The following is a 14,227-nucleotide window of genomic DNA, read 5'->3' as shown; positions in this document are numbered from 1 at the left end:
TTTCGACCAGGGACGCCCGATCCCTCTTTCCAGCGCGGGTGCTCTGGGAAGGAACGAGCGCCGGTCAGCGTCCCGCGGCGTACCCCTGGTTGCCGCGGGGGTTCGCGGCGGCGCCGAGGACACCGGTGTCCGGGTCGCGCGTGACGCACGTCAACCGGCCGAGGCTCCAGTCGCCACCACGCGTGACGACGTGTCCGCGGGCCTCGAGCGCGGCGATCACCTCGTCGCCCAGGCGGTCCTCGACCACCAGGCCCGCGGGCTCCCAGGTGCGCGGCCAGAACGACCCCGGGAACGACGTGGTGTGCAGGGCCGGGGCGTCGATGGCCTGCTGCGGGGAGTACCCGCCGACGATCCAGCGCAGCAGGAACAGCAGCTGCCACTGGTCCTGCTGGTCACCGCCGGGGGAGCCGAGCGCCGCAACCGGCTGCCCGTCGCGGAGCACCAGGGTCGGCGTCAGCGTGGTGCGGGGGCGCTCGCCGGGGCGCAGGGTCGAGGCCGTGTCCGGTTCGAGCCACGTCATCTGCAGGCGGGTGCCGAGGCAGAACCCGAGCTCCGGGATCGTCGGTGAGGACTGCAGCCAGCCGCCGGACGGGGTCGCGCTGACGATGTTGCCCCAGCGGTCCACGACGTCGATGTGGCACGTGTCGCCGCGGGTCTCGCCGTCGGGGGTCACGAACGGCTCACCGCGGTCCTCGACCGGAGCAGCCGGGGGGACGTCGCCGTCACGGTCGCGGGCGACCTGCACGGTCGGTTCGCCCACGCCCGCCGCCGCGGCGGAGCCGGAGGACGTGCGGATCGGCGGCATGGCGTGTCCGACCCCGGCGATCGTGCCGGGCCGGAGTTCGGCCGACGCACGCTCGCCGATGAGGGCGCGGCGTTCGTCGGCGTAGGCGTCGGAGAGCAGGACGTCGAGCGGGACCTCGCCGTCGCCGTAGAAGGCCTCGCGGTCGGCGAGCGCGAGCTTCTGCGCCTCGACGATCGTGTGCGCACCGAGCTCGGTGGAAGGGTCGAGCAGGGCGTCGTCGAGCGGTTCGAGCAGCCGCAGGGTCTGGAGGAGTGCCGGGCCCTGGCCCCACGCGCCGGTCTTGGCGATCGTGCAGTCCCGGAACGCCACCGTCGTCGCGGGTTCGTACGAGGCCCGGAACGCGGCCAGGTCGGACGCGCGGATGACGCCGGCGTGGTCGGTGCCCGACGCGTGCCGGTGCGGTTCGCGGACGAACCGGTCGATCGCCTCGGCGACGAACCCCTCCGCCCACTCGGACCGGGCCGCATCGATGCGGCCGGTCCGGCTGCCGGCGCCGGAACCGGCGTCGACCAGTCGGTCGAGCACGGTGGCGAGCGCCTCGTTGCGCACCAGGTCCCCGGGGACCGGCACCGCGCCTCCCGGCAGCCACTGCGTGGCGGAGGTGGGCCAGTGCTCCTCGAACAGGTCCCGCACGGTCGTGATCGTCCGGACCACCGCCGGTGTGACCGGGTGGCCGTCGCGGGCGTACCCGACGGCCGGTGCGAGGACGTCGGCCAGCTCCCAGGTGCCGTGGTCACGGAGCAGCAGGAGCCAGGCGTCGACCGCGCCGGGGACGGCCGCGGCCAGCGCGCCGGAGCCGGGGACCAGGTCGAGCCCCTCGGCGCGGTAGTGCTCCGGTGTCGCACCCTCGGGAGCCGGACCCTGCCCGACCAGCACCGTCGGCGTGGGGTTCGCGGCCGTCGCGAAGACCGCCGTCAGGTCACCGCCCGGGCCGTTGAGGTGCGGCTCCACGACGTGCAGGACGAAGGCCCCGGCGACGGCCGCGTCGAACGCGTTGCCACCACGTTCGAGCACGGACTGGGCGGTCGCCGTCGCGATCCAGTGCGTCGAGGCCGCCATCCCGAACGTGCCCCGCAGGTCAGGTCGAGTGGTCTGCGCAGGGGGCTGGACGAAGGCAGGATTCGGCGTCGGCATGCCCCCATCCTGTCCCGCGGTGACCGGTCCGGTGCTGGAGACCCCCCGTCCGCGGGGTTGTGCACCCCGTGCAGAAAAGCGAACATCGTTCGGCGACTCGTGCAGGGCGAGCGCCGAACGGCCGCGCGCTCGTGTGGTCGGCCCGAGGCAGGGGATCCATGACCACCACTCCGTCGACCGTCGCTCGTGCGCGCCGACTCCCACGCATCGCCGGCGCCGTGATGGCACTGGCCCTGGCGGCCGGGGCAGTCGTCGCGACGGCCGAGCCGGCAGCGGCCTCTGCCGTCTGGGTCGGCTCGGTCCCCGCCGGCACGAAGATCCTGCCCGGCGACCAGGTCACGTCGCCGAACGGCCAGTTCAAGCTCATCATGCAGGGCGACGGCAACCTGGTCGAGTACGGCATCGGCAACCGCGTGCTGTGGGCGTCGAACACCGCCGGCAACTCCGGGGCGATCGCCGTCGTGCGCAAGGACCGCGCCCTCGACATCACCCGGAACGGCAAGCGCCTGGTGCGCTGGACGTCGGCGGGCACCGCGAGCTCCACGGCGTTCAAGGTCCGCGCCGACGGCACGATGGCCCTGCTCGCCGGCAAGGCCGTCGTCGTGGGCTGGACCGGGTTCCAGGACCGCGTCGCGTCGGGCAACAGGATCCTCGGCGGGACGGTCCTGCGCTCCGACACCTCGAACACGCGGATCCTCAACATGCGCACCGACGGCAACCTGGTGCAGAAGGTCAGCGGACGGGTCGTCTGGCAGTCGCGGACCGGCGGCCACCCGGGTGCCTGGGCCGAGCTGCAGACCAAGGGCAACTTCGTCATCTGGACCCGTGACGCGTCGCGCAAGAAGGTCGCGATCTGGAGCTCCCGCACCAGCACCGCCGGGTCGGGCAACCTGCTCGTGCAGGTCGACGGCAACGTGGTGCTCTACGGGGCGAAGGACACCCGTGTCTGGTCGAGCCGACCGGTCACCGGCCTGGCCTGGCCCGTCAACGGCACGAAGATCACCGGGCGGTACGGCGACGACCGCGGCGCCGGGCACGTCCCGCGCTACCACCAGGGCACCGACGCCCCCGTGCCGGTCGGCACTCCCGTGTACGGCTCGGGGACGGGCACCGTGACGCGGACGGTCGCGAACGACGGGGCCTACGGCAACTACATCGTCGTGACGTACGGCATGACGACGGTCCTGACGGCGCACCTCAGCAAGATCGAGGTGAAGCAGGGGCAGATCGTGAAGCTCGGCACCGAGATCGCGAAGTCCGGCAACACCGGGCAGTCGACGGGGCCGCACGTGCACGTCGAGACGCGGCGGAACGGCGTGCTTGTCGACCCGCTGAAGAACATGCACTTCCGCTGACGCGGGGCGGGGCGGGGAGTCGTTCGTCGTTCGCACGTCGCGTGTGTCGCACGCGTCCTCGCCCCGCGCATCGAGTGAGCAGAAAAGGTCGGGTGGCTCGAGGGCACTCGACCTTTTCTGCTCACTCGATGAAGGGCCTCGCACGGTGCGAGGAGCCCGCTGTCCCGGATCGGCTTCGTCGCCGAGGTCGATCAGGATGACGTCACCGTGGTCATCCGCGCCGAGCTCGAGCCTGACCTGGCGCGCTCGCTCGAGGAAGCCACGGCGCTGCGGGCCGAGGCCGAGGCGAAGGAGGCTCGAGCGCTCTCGCTGCGGCGAGCGATCGCTGTCTCGCTGAAGGACGACGGCCTCACCCTGCGGGACATCGCGGTCGTCCTCGGCGTCTCCTACCAGCGCGTGCACCAGCTCGTGCACGAGGACGAGCGGGCGCTGGCTGCGTCGTAGCCCGCGGCGCGGATAGCCTGGGCGGGATGAGGAAGCGCGGCGGGACCGGGATCGTGTTGGTGGCGATCGGGGTCCTTGCGGGGGTGCTGTCCGGACTGTTCGGCGTCGGCGGTGGGGTCATCGTCGTGCCGGCGCTGATGGCCTTCGCACAGATGGACCAACGACGGGCCTCGGCCACCTCGCTCGTGGCGATCGCCCCCGCGGCCGTCGTCGGGGCGATCGCGTACGCCGTGCAGGGCGAGGTGCACTGGTTCGCGGCCCTGACCCTGGCGATCGGCAGCGTCATCGGCGCCCCGATCGGCGCACGACTGCTCCGTGCCCTGCCGCTCCGCGTGCTCCCGTGGATCTTCGTCGGGTTCATCGCCGTCGTGCTCGTCTCGCTGTTCACCACGGTGCCGACCCGCGGTGGCGAGGTGCACTTCGGGGTCGTCGAGGCGATCGTCCTGCTGTTGCTCGGGCTGCTGTCGGGTGTGCTGTCCGGGCTGGTCGGGGTCGGCGGTGGGGTCGTCATCGTGCCGGGCCTCGAGGTCGTGCTCGGCGCCGGTGACCTGCTGGCGAAGGGCACGTCGCTGCTCACGATGGTGCCGACGTCGGTGTCCGGGACGGTCGCGAACCTGCGGCGCCGCGCCGTCGACCTGCGCGTCGGGCTGACGGTCGGCATCACCGCCGCCGTCTGTTCACCGGGCGGCGCGGTACTGGCACGCCTGGTCGATCCGCAGGTAGGCACCTGGTTGTTCGCGGCGTTCCTGGTGGTCGTCGCGGTCATCGTGCTCAGCCGCGGGCGCCGGAGAGCGCCGCAGGCCGACGTGAGCGACGGGGCGGCCGCGTGACGGGCCTCCAGGCAGGGCGTGACGCGGAGGCAGTGCTGGTGGCGTTCGCCCGGACCACCGGCGACGTCGCCGCGGCCCGCAGGGTCGCCCGGCAGTTCCACGACCTCGACGAAGGGGAACGCTCGGCGCTGCTCTGGAGCGAGGACGACGGCGCGAAGCTCGTCGCGGTCCTGCTGCTCGTGCAGGCGATGCGGGCGTACCCCGACACGGAGTTGACGGACGAGTACCTGTCGGCGGCGAAGGCCGAACGGTTCGAGGACCCGGTGCTCGTCGACCTGGCGGCCGAGGAACTCGTCGGCGCACCGTTGCTGGGCGCCTCGACCGGCCCGCTGTTCGCGCTGGCGAAGTCCGACGTGGCGATGGTCCGGCGGATCGCGGTCGTGGCGACCCTGGCGTTCGTGAAGCAGGGCGACGCCGAGGTGCCGCTCGGGATCGCCGGACGCCTGGTGCGGGAGCGCAGCGAGACGGTGCAGACGGCGCTCGGGTTGGTGCTGCGCGAGACGGGGAAACGGGCGTCCGAGGCGGCGCTGGTGGCGTTCCTGGAGCAGAGCGGCCGGTTCCTCAGCCCGGCGGCCCGCCGGACGGCGACCGAGCACCTGCCACCGACGGAGCGGGACCGGCTGCGGGGCTGACCGGCGTCCGCCGAGCGGTGCGCCGACGTCCGGCGAGCGACGCGCCGACGTCCGCCGAGCGAGACGCCGGCGTCCTCCACGCGACGCGCCGCCGTCCGCGCGCCGACCCGCGCAAGGGGGACCCGGGGCTGGGAGCGTCCACGGGTCGGACGCGTACCGAGGAGGGGAACGCGAGTCGTGCCTCCAGGCCGGCTCGAAGCGACCACGAGAGGAACGCAACGTGCGCGCATTGACCTACCAGGGCACCGAGAAGGTGTCCGTCGAGACCGTCCCCGACCCGACCATCCAGGAGCCGACCGACGCGATCGTGCGGATCACCTCCTCGGCGATCTGCGGCTCCGACCTGCACCTGTACCGCGTGCTCGGCCCGTACATCGACCGCGGCGACGTCCTCGGCCACGAGCCGATGGGCGTCGTGGAGGAAGTCGGGTCCGGCGTCACCAACCTGAAGGTCGGCGACCGCGTCGTCATCCCCTTCAACATCTCCTGCGGCCACTGCTGGATGTGCCAGCACGGCCTGCAGTCCCAGTGCGAGACCACCCAGGTGACCGAGTACGGCACCGGGGCCTCGCTGTTCGGATACACGAAGATGTACGGCCAGGTCCCCGGCGGCCAGGCCGAGTACCTGCGCGTGCCGCACGCCGACTACGGCCCCATCGTCGTGCCGGACGACGGCACCCCCGACGACCGCTGGCTGTTCCTGAGCGACATCCTGCCCACCGCGTGGCAGGCCGTGCAGTACGCCCAGGTGCCCGAGGGCGGCACGCTCGCCGTGCTCGGCCTCGGCCCGGTCGGCCAGTTCGCCGCCCGCATCGGCAAGCACCTCGGTTACCGCGTGCTCGCCGTCGACCCCGAGCAGGTCCGCCGTGACCTGGGGGCGAAGCACGGCGCCGAGGTGTTCGACCTGACGAAGGACATGGTCCCCGAGCTCGTCGACCTGACCGACGGCCGCGGCCCCGACGGTGTCGTCGACGCGGTCGGTATGGAGGCCCACGGCAACCCGATGGCGGGCTTCGCGCAGCGCGCCGCCGGCCTGCTGCCGGACAAGCTCGCGCAGAAGGCGATCGAGACCGCCGGTGTCGACCGCCTGGCGGCCGTGCACGCGGCGATCGACCTGGTCCGTCGTGGCGGCACCGTCTCGCTGAGCGGTGTCTACGGCGGCATGGCCGACCCGATGCCGATGATGACGCTCTTCGACAAGCAGATCACCATCCGCGAGGGCCAGTGCAACGTGAAGCGCTGGATCGACGACATCATGCCGCTCGTCTCGGACCCGTCGGACCCGCTCGGCACGCTCGACCTGACGTCGCACCGTGTCTCGCTCGAGGACGCGCCGCACATGTACGAGGTCTTCCAGAAGAAGCAGGACGACTGCGTCAAGGTCGTCCTCGACCCCGCGATGGCCGCAGCCTGATGCGGATCGTCGTCGTCGGCGCGACCGGCAACGTCGGGACGGCGGTGCTCCGTCGGCTCGCGGCGGTGCGCGCCGACGGCGACGGTGACGCCGCTGGCCGTGACGCGGTCGGGCCTGACGCCGCTGGCCGTGACGGCGGTGGACGTGACGCCACCGGCCGTGACGGCGCCGGCGTCCAGATCGTCGGCGTCGCCCGGCGGCTGCCGGACCTGCGTGCGGAGCCGTACGACGCCGCCGTCTGGCACGCCGTCGACATCGGTGCCGCGGACGCCGTGGACCAGCTCGCCGCCGTGTTCCAGGGTGCCGACGCCGTCATCCACCTGGCGTGGGCGCTGCAACCGACGCACGACATCCCGGTGCAGTACCGCACGAACGTGACGGGCACGGCGAACGTCCTGGCCGCCGTCGCACGTGCCGAGGTGCCCCAGGTGGTGGTTGCGTCCTCGGTGGGTGCCTACCGCGGGGTGGACGTCGACGGCAAGCGGACTCCCGTGGACGAGAGCTGGCCGACGGACGGCATCCCGACGGCGACGTACTCGATCCACAAGGCCGCCAACGAGGCGGCGATGGACGCGTTCGAGGCCGACCACCCCGCCGTGACCGTCACCCGGCTGCGCCCGGGGCTGATCTTCCAGCGGGACGCCGCCGCCGAGATCCGCGGGCTGTTCCTCGGACACCTCGTGCCGATGTCGATCGTGCGGTGGATCCGCTGGCTCGTGCTGCCGCTGCCCTACCCGTTCGTGTTCCAGGCCGTGCATGCCGACGACGTCGCCGACGCCTACTGGCGCGCGGTCGACCGACGGGCGGGTGGGGCGTTCAACATCGCCGCGACGCCCGTGCTCAACCCGCCGAGACTGGCTCGGGCCTTCGGCATGCTCGGCGCCGTGCGGATCCCGTTGGGGCTGCTGCGCGGGATCGTGACGCTGACGTGGCGGCTGCGGTTGCAGCCGACGGACGCCGGGTGGATCGACATCGCGGCCGGTGTGCCGATCATGCGCACCGACCGTGCCCGGTCGGTGCTCGGATGGGAGGCCCGACACACCTCCGAAGAAGCGTTGCGTGCACTCGTGGCTGGCTTCGCGGACGGTGCGAACGTGCCGGGGTCGGGGCCGCTGCGCGGCTGAGCGGGGTCGGGCTGGCTGGGGTGGGGTGGTCGCCCTGGGTGCGGCTCGCGCTGCCGGGTCGGATCGGGCGTACCGGGTGCTTCCGGGCGTACCGGGTCGGGAGTTCCGACCAGGGACGCCCGTTTCCACCTTCCATCGCGGGCGTTCTGGGAAGGAACGGCCGCTCGTGTTCCCCGTCTCGCGCTACGCTTCGCTCGTCGTTGTGAGAAGGGGGAGCGCGATGGTGCTCAGTGGTTCAGCGTTCGGTGAGATCGACGGGCCGGGTGGCTCGGGGATGCCCGATCTGTTCGACGGCTGGTTCGGCATCGCCTTCGGGGTCGTCGTCGCCCTGGCGATCCTGACGACCCTGACGATCGCCGTCCTGGCGCTCTACCGGGGCAAGCGGATGGCCGACCGCGGTCAGAACCCGCTCACCATGCAGGAGGACATCGCGTACCAGGCGATGCAGAGCCGCACGTTCGCACCGGACAAGCCGCTCGAACAGCGCCTCGCCGAACTCGACGACCTGCACGCCCGCGGCGTGATCTCCGACGAGGAACACCGCAGCGCCCGAGCGGAAGCCCTGCGCGGACGATGATCGCCTCGGAAGAACTCCGCAACCCCCTCATCCCGCCGGTCTACGACCTCGTCTGGACCCTGCTGATGGTGCTCGTCGTCGTGGCGGTCATCGCCGCCGTGTGCATCGCGGTCGTCCGCAGTCGGCGCCCGCACGGTGCGCGCCGGACCTCGCCGGAACAGCGGCTCCTCGAACTCGACGAGCTGCACGCCCGCGGGGTCATCAGCGAGGACGAGCGCCGAGCCGCGCGGGCGGAGGCCCTGCGCGGTTAGCCTGGGCGGGTGCTGCTGCCGACGGACCTGCTCGGGGTGTGGGAACTCCACCGCACCGTGCACGACCACCGCGCCGGTGCCGCGGGGACCGTCACCGGGACCACCACCCTGACCCGGGTCGGTGACGACGAGGTGCGCTGGGACGAGTCCGGCGTGATGACGTTCGACGGCCGGACGACCCCGGTCTCGCGCACCCTCGTCCTGCGGCGCGGCCCGGACGGCGGCTGGACCGTGCACTTCTCCGACGGTCGGGTCTTCCACGACTGGGTCTGGGGCACGAGCGTCGCCCACGCCTGCGCTCCGGACGACTACACCGGGGCCTTCGACGGCGACCAGGACCGCTGGAGCGTGCGGTGGGAAGCGCGCGGCCCCGCGAAGGACTACCGGCTGGACAGCGTCCTCACCCGACCCCGGTCCTGATCCCGGTCGGGGCCCGCGGGGTCGGCGGTCACCGACAGACTGGGTGCATGGCACGTTCCTCCGGCACCGACGCCCCGCGCATCACCCTGACCGAACCGATGAACCTGGAGGACTGGGCGCCAGCTCCCGGTGACGTCCTGACGGGCGACCGCATCGAGGGCAAGCGCATCGACGTCCTCGACCTGACCGGCGAGCGGCTGCCCGACCTGGAGATCGAGGAGTGCGTCATCGACACGCTCCGGGGGGACGATGCCGACTTCCGTGGGCTCCGCGTCCGTGACTCGATCATCGACTCGCTGGACGCCCCGATCCTGCGGGCATCGAGCAGTACGTGGCGCGAGGTCCGGGTTTCCGGCGGGCGGGTCGGGTCGGCGGAGTTGTACGACTCCGGGCTGAACGGCGTCGAGTTCGTCGGCATGAAGTTCGGGTTCGTGAACCTGCGTGGCTCGACGATCACCGACGTGGTGTTCCGCGACTGCGTCATCGACGAGCTCGACATCGCCGACGCGAAGCTGCTGCGGGTGTCGTTCGACGGCAGCAGCATCCGTGCCGCCGAGGGGTCGAACACCCGCATCGACCACGTCGACCTGCGCGGAGCCGACCTGGACCGGGTCGAACGGCTCGAGGGGTTCCGCGGGGCCACGATCGGCGCCGACCAGCTCTACACGCTCGCGCCGCTGCTGGCTGCACAGGCCGGCTACCGCGTCGACTGACCGAGCCCGGGTTTCGCGCTCACCGACACTGCACGCCCGCCAGGCCCCACGGACTGTCGCTCAGCGCGAAACATCGGCCGCACCGACGCCCGCACCGACCCCGGCCAGCGCCTCCGCCAGGTCGGCCTGCACCAGGTCGCCGTGCACCGCCGCGCCTGTCTGGGTGCCGGCAGCCGCCGACGCGATGACCGTCGCCATCGGGGCCGTCACGTTGCCGGCCGCGTAGACACCCCGAACCGCCGTCTGCCCGGTGGCGTCCACGGTCAGGGCCGTCCCGAACCGGAAGTCACCCATGAACTGGTCGGTGGCGGTGAGGCCCAGCCCGGACAGGAAGCCCACCCGTGCCTCGGGCCGGCTCGCCGTGGCCAGGGCATCGAGTTCGACCGACGAACCGTCGCCGAGCCGGATGCCGGTCAGCCGGTCACCCTCGGACACGACGGCGGCGACGGGGCCCTCGACGACCGAGATGCCGCGGGCGGCCAAACCGGCCAGGGCGGTGTCGTCCATCAGTGCCGGATCGGTCAGGAACACGGTCACCCGCTCGCTCAGCGCCCGGAACATGAGCGCGTGGTGTGCGCCGTTCGGCGTCGTGACCAGGACCCCGATCCGCTGGTCGCGGATCTCCCACCCGTGGCAGAACGGGCAGTGCACGACCCCGCGCCCCCACTGCTCGGCCAGGCCCGGGACCTCCGGCAGGACGTCCACGGCGCCGGAGGCGACGACCAGCCTGCGTGCGGTGACGACCGCGCCGGAGTCCAGCGTGACCGAGAAGCCGACCGTGTCGTGACCGTCACCGGTCGTGGCGGACGTGGCCACGATCCTCCCGGCCGTGACCCGGACGCCGTAGGCGGCGACCTCGTCGCGACCGATGCGGAGCAGCTCGGTGGGTGCGACGCCCTCGTGGCCGAGGTAGTTGTGCGCGCCGGCCGCCGGCGCGTTGCGGGGCTCGCCGGAGTCGACGACGAGCACCGAGCGCCGCGAGCGGCCGAGGATGAGGGCGGCGGACAAGCCGGCGGCCGAGCCGCCGATGACGATGACGTCGAAGTGTTCGGGCATGCGCTGATCATGCGGCGGGAGCGACTGCGACAGCAACGAAGTTTGCCGGTATGGCAACATGGGCGCCATGGGACACGGCAACCGGGACGCGACCGCCCCGCGCTCGACAGCCGAGGTCGTCGACGGGGTCGGCCCCCGACTCCGCGCGCTGCGCGTCCATCGCGACGTGACGCTCGCCGCGCTGTCCGAACAGACGGGGGTGTCGGTGAGCACCCTGTCGCGGCTCGAGTCCGGGCAGCGGAAGCCCACGCTGGAACTGCTGCTGCGCCTCGCCCGGGCCTACATGGTGCCCCTCGACGACCTGGTCGGCGCACCGCAGACGGGCGACCCTCGCGTGCACATGAAGCCCGAGGTGCACGGAGGCCGCGTCGTCGTGCCGCTGACGAAGCGCACCGGCGGGGTGCGCTCGTTCAAGCAGCTGTTCCCGCCGAACACCCCCGGTGGCGAACCGTCGCTCAAGACGCACGAGGGCTACGAGTGGCTCTACGTGCTGTCCGGACGGCTCCGGCTCGTGCTGGGGGAGCACGACCTCGACCTCGGGCCCGGCGAGGTCGCCGAGTTCGACACCCACACCCCGCACTGGATGGGCAACGTGACCGACTCCGTCACCGAGGTGTTGTGCCTGTACGGGCCGCAGGGCGAACGAGCCCACGTGCGGTCTCGTCCGGCCCGCTGACCGGTTGGGTCAGTCCGTGAAGACGTGCCCCACGACGTCGTCGAGCAGATCGGTCGTCTCGATGTTCGACTGCTGGATGTGGATGCCGATGTCGCCCCGCGCGAAGTACGTGTCGCCGTCGGTGACCGGGTACTGCGAGTTCTTCGAGACCTTCTGGCACAGGAACCCGTCGGACTCGTCGTCGCAGTCGTAGCCCTTCGTGGCGAGCTGCTCCAGCGCGTCGCGGGCGGCCGCGGGGTCGACGGCGTCGACCGCGATGGACAGGTACGAGGTGTCGGCCTGCGGCTCCCGCCACACGCAGTACAGGCGCTTGCCGTCGCCCAGCAGTGCCGGGGTGAACGAGCTCTTCGGGATCGCGATCGGGTCGCCGACGACCGACGGGTCGTTGAGCGGTGCCGAAGCGAACGCCTCGTCCCACTTGCCGGGTGTGATCAGGTCGGTGCAGCTGGCCGGGACCGTGGCCGTGTCGACGTCGTCGTCCGCGTCCGCGTCCTCGGAACTCGTGGGGTCGGGACTCGGCGCCGTCGTCGGGTCGGCTGCGGAGGTCGCGGTGGCGCTCGCCGGTCCGGCCGGTCCGGCCGGTCCGGCCGGTCCGGCCGGTCCGGCCTGGGCGCAGCCGGTCATGGCGAGGCTCGCAGCCACCAGGGCAGTGAGCACGATCGTGTGGCGCATGGTTCCCCTTCGTCCGGTCGCGTCAGGTGATGACCGTCGCTCACGAACGTACCGACCGGGGGCCGCGGTGGCTGAGACCGTCACCGATTCGTTGTCCCCCGACCCAGTCGGTCAGCGGCTGCGCCACCACTGCGGCGACCGCGACCGTGCGCGCAGCCGTCGCGCCCACCGGCGCACCGGGTTCGCCCGTCGGCCGTTCACGCGGAACGTGTGGAAGGCACGTCGCGTCCGGACCCAGACGGACGGGAGGCCCGCCAACGGTCGCGCAGACACCTGCACCGTGAGCACGGGGTCGGCCACCACCCGCCAGGCCGGGTCGAGCTGCATGCTCAGGTCGACGTCGTCGTGCACCTCGGCGTCGCCGCGGTGCACCCTGCGGGCGACCGCGGCCCAGGTCGACCGGCGCATCGCCATGGCGGACCCGAACAGCGGCGGGCGCCCGAGCGCGCTCCACATCAGGACGAAGTACGGGCCCATGTACACGGCGTCCCACAACCGTCGCACCACGGGGCCACCGCCCCGGGGTCTGCCCGGCCCGGTCACCGCGACGACCTCGGGGTCGGCCAACAACCGGACCGCGTCGGCGATCCAGGACGGCGGTGGGACGGAGTCGGCGTCGAGCCGCACGATGACGTCCCCTGACGCACGGTCGTAGCCGCGCGCCGATGCCCGGGCGATCCCGCGCACCGGTTCCGTGAGGACGACCGCACCGGCGCCCCGGGCGACCGCCGCGCTGTCGTCGGTGCTGCCGTTGTCGACCACGACCACCTCGTCGGCGGGCCGGGTCTGGACCGCGAGGGCGGTGAGGCACCGGCGCAGGTGCACGGCGTCGTCCCGCACGGGGATCACGACCGAGACACGGGGCATCCGTCGATCCAACCGCCTGTCAGCTGTGCGGATTGTCGGACCGCGTCCCCCACTGTCCCGGGCCGCCGATCACCGCGCGGTAGCGTTCCGGGCATGGACCCGATCGACGCGCTCGCCGCCGAACTGCGGCAGTCCATCGGACGCGTCGTGCGCGCCGCACGACGCGAGGCGGACGCGCTGCCGGCCACGCACGCCACCACCCTCGGGTTCCTGCAGCGTGAGGGCCCCATGACCATCGCGGAACTCGCGCGACGCCGTGGCGTGAAGCACCAGGGGCAGTCCCGCACGGTCGGCGAACTGGCCGGGCTCGGGTTCGTCGACCGGGCCGCGTCGGACACCGACCGGCGGGCAACGGTGATCCGGATCACCGACGCCGGCCGGGCCGCGCTGCAGCACGACACGGACGCCCGGACGGACTGGCTGGCCGAGGCGCTCCGTCAGGAGACCGACGCCGAGGAGCGCGCCCTGCTCAGCCGCCTGCCCGAGCTGTTCGAGCGGGTCGCGCGCCGGGCGGACTGAACGCGCCCGCACCTCCGGCACAGCAGGACTTCTACAACACCGCTGTACGGTCGACGGCATGGAGTTGACGAAGTACAACCACGCCACCGTCGTCCTCGAGCAGGACGGCGTCACCCTCGTCATCGACCCCGGGGTCTTCACGCCCGAGGCCGTCGACCTCGTCCGCGGTGCCGCGGGCGTCCTCGTCACGCACGACCACCCCGACCACTTCGACATCGACGCGCTCCGTGCGGGACTCGCCGCGGACCCCGACCTCGTCGTGCGCGGCCCGGAGACCGTCGTCGAGCAGCTCGGCGAACACCACGGGCGGGTCCGAGCGGTGCACGCCGGTGACACGATCGCCGTCGGACCGTTCTCCGTCCGGGTCTTCGGTGAGCAGCACGCGGTCATCCACCCCGACATCCCGTCCACCGCGAACGTCGGCTACCTGGTGGACGACGCGGTGTTCCACCCGGGCGACGCGTACCTCGAGCCCGGCGTCCCCGTGCCGACCCTGCTGCTGCCGACCAGCGGCCCCTGGACGAACACCGCCCAGGCCGTCGACTACGTCCGCGCCGTGGCACCCGAGCGGGCGGTGCAGATCCACGAGGCGATGCTGAGCGAGCTCGGTCAGCAGTCCGCCGCGCGCTTCCTCGGGCCCGACGGTCTCGGGCCGGTCCCGGTCCTGATCCTGCCTGCGGGGGAGACGATCACCGTCTGACGGACGCGGGTTGCCCCTGGGAGGCGATCCGGGCCTCC

17 protein-coding genes are annotated in these 14,227 nt (G+C 72.6%); 13 read left to right on the top strand and 4 right to left on the bottom strand.

What is annotated here, in order from left to right; all coding sequences use genetic code 11:
• Positions 1–64: 64 nt before the first annotated feature.
• A complete protein-coding gene (locus tag ASF75_RS16520) occupies positions 65–1,939 on the bottom strand; it encodes a gamma-glutamyltransferase family protein (protein WP_056073205.1) in 1,875 nt (624 codons plus the stop codon).
• Between the two features lie 158 nt (positions 1,940–2,097).
• Between ASF75_RS16520 and ASF75_RS18295 the strand changes: the two genes are divergently transcribed.
• The 10 genes from ASF75_RS18295 (at position 2,098) to ASF75_RS16470 (ending at position 9,699) form a co-directional block, all read left to right on the top strand.
• Positions 2,098–3,294, top strand: a complete 1,197-nt coding sequence (locus ASF75_RS18295; protein ID WP_017887527.1) for a peptidoglycan DD-metalloendopeptidase family protein — start codon at positions 2,098–2,100, stop codon at positions 3,292–3,294.
• A gap of 207 nt (positions 3,295–3,501) precedes the next feature.
• Positions 3,502–3,738, top strand: a complete 237-nt coding sequence (locus ASF75_RS16510) for a sigma factor-like helix-turn-helix DNA-binding protein (RefSeq protein WP_056073201.1) — start codon at positions 3,502–3,504, stop codon at positions 3,736–3,738.
• Between the two features lie 26 nt (positions 3,739–3,764).
• On the top strand, positions 3,765–4,568 hold the full coding sequence (locus ASF75_RS16505; protein ID WP_056073198.1) for a sulfite exporter TauE/SafE family protein: 804 nt from the start codon (positions 3,765–3,767) through the stop codon (positions 4,566–4,568).
• 38 nt (positions 4,569–4,606) lie between these two features.
• On the top strand, positions 4,607–5,200 hold the full coding sequence (locus tag ASF75_RS16500; protein WP_235517733.1) for a DNA alkylation repair protein: 594 nt from the start codon (positions 4,607–4,609) through the stop codon (positions 5,198–5,200).
• Between the two features lie 220 nt (positions 5,201–5,420).
• The gene (locus ASF75_RS16495) at positions 5,421–6,614 is read left to right on the top strand and encodes a zinc-dependent alcohol dehydrogenase (RefSeq protein WP_017887523.1); all 1,194 of its coding nucleotides are present in this window, start codon (positions 5,421–5,423) and stop codon (positions 6,612–6,614) included.
• Positions 6,614–7,738 (top strand): NAD-dependent epimerase/dehydratase family protein, encoded by a 1,125-nt coding sequence (locus tag ASF75_RS16490; RefSeq protein ID WP_042541017.1) that lies wholly within the window; start codon positions 6,614–6,616, stop codon positions 7,736–7,738. Before ASF75_RS16495 ends, ASF75_RS16490 begins: the two co-directional genes overlap by 1 nt.
• A 274-nt stretch (positions 7,739–8,012) precedes the next feature.
• Positions 8,013–8,315 (top strand): SHOCT domain-containing protein, encoded by a 303-nt coding sequence (locus tag ASF75_RS16485; protein WP_156463926.1) that lies wholly within the window; start codon positions 8,013–8,015, stop codon positions 8,313–8,315.
• Positions 8,312–8,566, top strand: coding sequence for a hypothetical protein (locus ASF75_RS16480; RefSeq protein WP_017887520.1), 255 nt, complete (start codon positions 8,312–8,314; stop codon positions 8,564–8,566). The genes ASF75_RS16485 and ASF75_RS16480 overlap by 4 nt, the downstream gene beginning before the upstream one ends.
• A gap of 9 nt (positions 8,567–8,575) precedes the next feature.
• Positions 8,576–8,986: a DUF6314 family protein gene (locus ASF75_RS16475; RefSeq protein WP_056073193.1), complete on the top strand. Its 411-nt coding sequence runs from the start codon at positions 8,576–8,578 to the stop codon at positions 8,984–8,986.
• A gap of 47 nt (positions 8,987–9,033) precedes the next feature.
• On the top strand, positions 9,034–9,699 hold the full coding sequence (locus tag ASF75_RS16470) for a pentapeptide repeat-containing protein (protein WP_017887518.1): 666 nt from the start codon (positions 9,034–9,036) through the stop codon (positions 9,697–9,699).
• Positions 9,700–9,759: 60 nt separating this feature from the next.
• On the opposite strand, the gene ASF75_RS16465 is transcribed toward ASF75_RS16470, so the two are convergent.
• A complete protein-coding gene (locus ASF75_RS16465; protein ID WP_056073190.1) occupies positions 9,760–10,755 on the bottom strand; it encodes an NAD(P)/FAD-dependent oxidoreductase in 996 nt (331 codons plus the stop codon).
• Positions 10,756–10,813: 58 nt separating this feature from the next.
• On the opposite strand from ASF75_RS16465, the gene ASF75_RS16460 reads away from it, so the two are divergent.
• Positions 10,814–11,431, top strand: coding sequence for a helix-turn-helix domain-containing protein (locus ASF75_RS16460; RefSeq protein ID WP_056073188.1), 618 nt, complete (start codon positions 10,814–10,816; stop codon positions 11,429–11,431).
• 9 nt (positions 11,432–11,440) lie between these two features.
• Here the strand turns inward: ASF75_RS16460 and ASF75_RS16455 are convergent, their stop codons facing one another.
• The gene (locus ASF75_RS16455) at positions 11,441–12,103 is read right to left on the bottom strand and encodes a hypothetical protein (protein ID WP_056073185.1); all 663 of its coding nucleotides are present in this window, start codon (positions 12,101–12,103) and stop codon (positions 11,441–11,443) included.
• Between the two features lie 111 nt (positions 12,104–12,214).
• Positions 12,215–12,970, bottom strand: coding sequence for a glycosyltransferase (locus tag ASF75_RS16450; RefSeq protein ID WP_056073181.1), 756 nt, complete (start codon positions 12,968–12,970; stop codon positions 12,215–12,217).
• Positions 12,971–13,063: 93 nt separating this feature from the next.
• Between ASF75_RS16450 and ASF75_RS16445 the strand changes: the two genes are divergently transcribed.
• Both ASF75_RS16445 and ASF75_RS16440 read left to right on the top strand, forming a co-directional pair.
• Positions 13,064–13,489: a MarR family winged helix-turn-helix transcriptional regulator gene (locus ASF75_RS16445; protein ID WP_056073177.1), complete on the top strand. Its 426-nt coding sequence runs from the start codon at positions 13,064–13,066 to the stop codon at positions 13,487–13,489.
• Positions 13,490–13,547: 58 nt separating this feature from the next.
• Complete coding sequence (locus ASF75_RS16440) at positions 13,548–14,189, top strand: MBL fold metallo-hydrolase (protein ID WP_056073174.1); 642 nt, start codon at positions 13,548–13,550, stop codon at positions 14,187–14,189.
• The last annotated feature ends 38 nt before the right edge of the window (positions 14,190–14,227 follow it).

The sequence above is a fragment of the Curtobacterium sp. Leaf154 genome, from assembly GCF_001424595.1.
In the GTDB taxonomy this organism is placed as follows: Bacteria; Actinomycetota; Actinomycetes; order Actinomycetales; family Microbacteriaceae; genus Curtobacterium; species Curtobacterium poinsettiae.
This window is presented reverse-complemented; position numbering and strand designations above follow the sequence as displayed.

What these genes read in the sequence shown, in the direction of transcription:
- ASF75_RS16445 (WP_056073177.1), top strand. Translation starts at nt 13,064, where the DNA reads ATGGACCCGATCGACGCGCTCGCCGCCGAACTGCGGCAGTCCATCGGA.
- ASF75_RS16465 (WP_056073190.1), bottom strand. Translation starts at nt 10,755, where the DNA reads ATGCCCGAACACTTCGACGTCATCGTCATCGGCGGCTCGGCCGCCGGC.
- ASF75_RS16455 (WP_056073185.1), bottom strand. Translation starts at nt 12,103, where the DNA reads ATGCGCCACACGATCGTGCTCACTGCCCTGGTGGCTGCGAGCCTCGCC.
- ASF75_RS16460 (WP_056073188.1), top strand. Translation starts at nt 10,814, where the DNA reads ATGGGCGCCATGGGACACGGCAACCGGGACGCGACCGCCCCGCGCTCG.
- ASF75_RS16520 (WP_056073205.1), bottom strand. Translation starts at nt 1,939, where the DNA reads ATGCCGACGCCGAATCCTGCCTTCGTCCAGCCCCCTGCGCAGACCACT.
- ASF75_RS16485 (WP_156463926.1), top strand. Translation starts at nt 8,013, where the DNA reads ATGCCCGATCTGTTCGACGGCTGGTTCGGCATCGCCTTCGGGGTCGTC.
- ASF75_RS16470 (WP_017887518.1), top strand. Translation starts at nt 9,034, where the DNA reads ATGGCACGTTCCTCCGGCACCGACGCCCCGCGCATCACCCTGACCGAA.
- ASF75_RS16440 (WP_056073174.1), top strand. Translation starts at nt 13,548, where the DNA reads ATGGAGTTGACGAAGTACAACCACGCCACCGTCGTCCTCGAGCAGGAC.
- ASF75_RS16490 (WP_042541017.1), top strand. Translation starts at nt 6,614, where the DNA reads ATGCGGATCGTCGTCGTCGGCGCGACCGGCAACGTCGGGACGGCGGTG.
- ASF75_RS16450 (WP_056073181.1), bottom strand. Translation starts at nt 12,970, where the DNA reads ATGCCCCGTGTCTCGGTCGTGATCCCCGTGCGGGACGACGCCGTGCAC.
- ASF75_RS16480 (WP_017887520.1), top strand. Translation starts at nt 8,312, where the DNA reads ATGATCGCCTCGGAAGAACTCCGCAACCCCCTCATCCCGCCGGTCTAC.
- ASF75_RS16505 (WP_056073198.1), top strand. Translation starts at nt 3,765, where the DNA reads ATGAGGAAGCGCGGCGGGACCGGGATCGTGTTGGTGGCGATCGGGGTC.
- ASF75_RS18295 (WP_017887527.1), top strand. Translation starts at nt 2,098, where the DNA reads ATGACCACCACTCCGTCGACCGTCGCTCGTGCGCGCCGACTCCCACGC.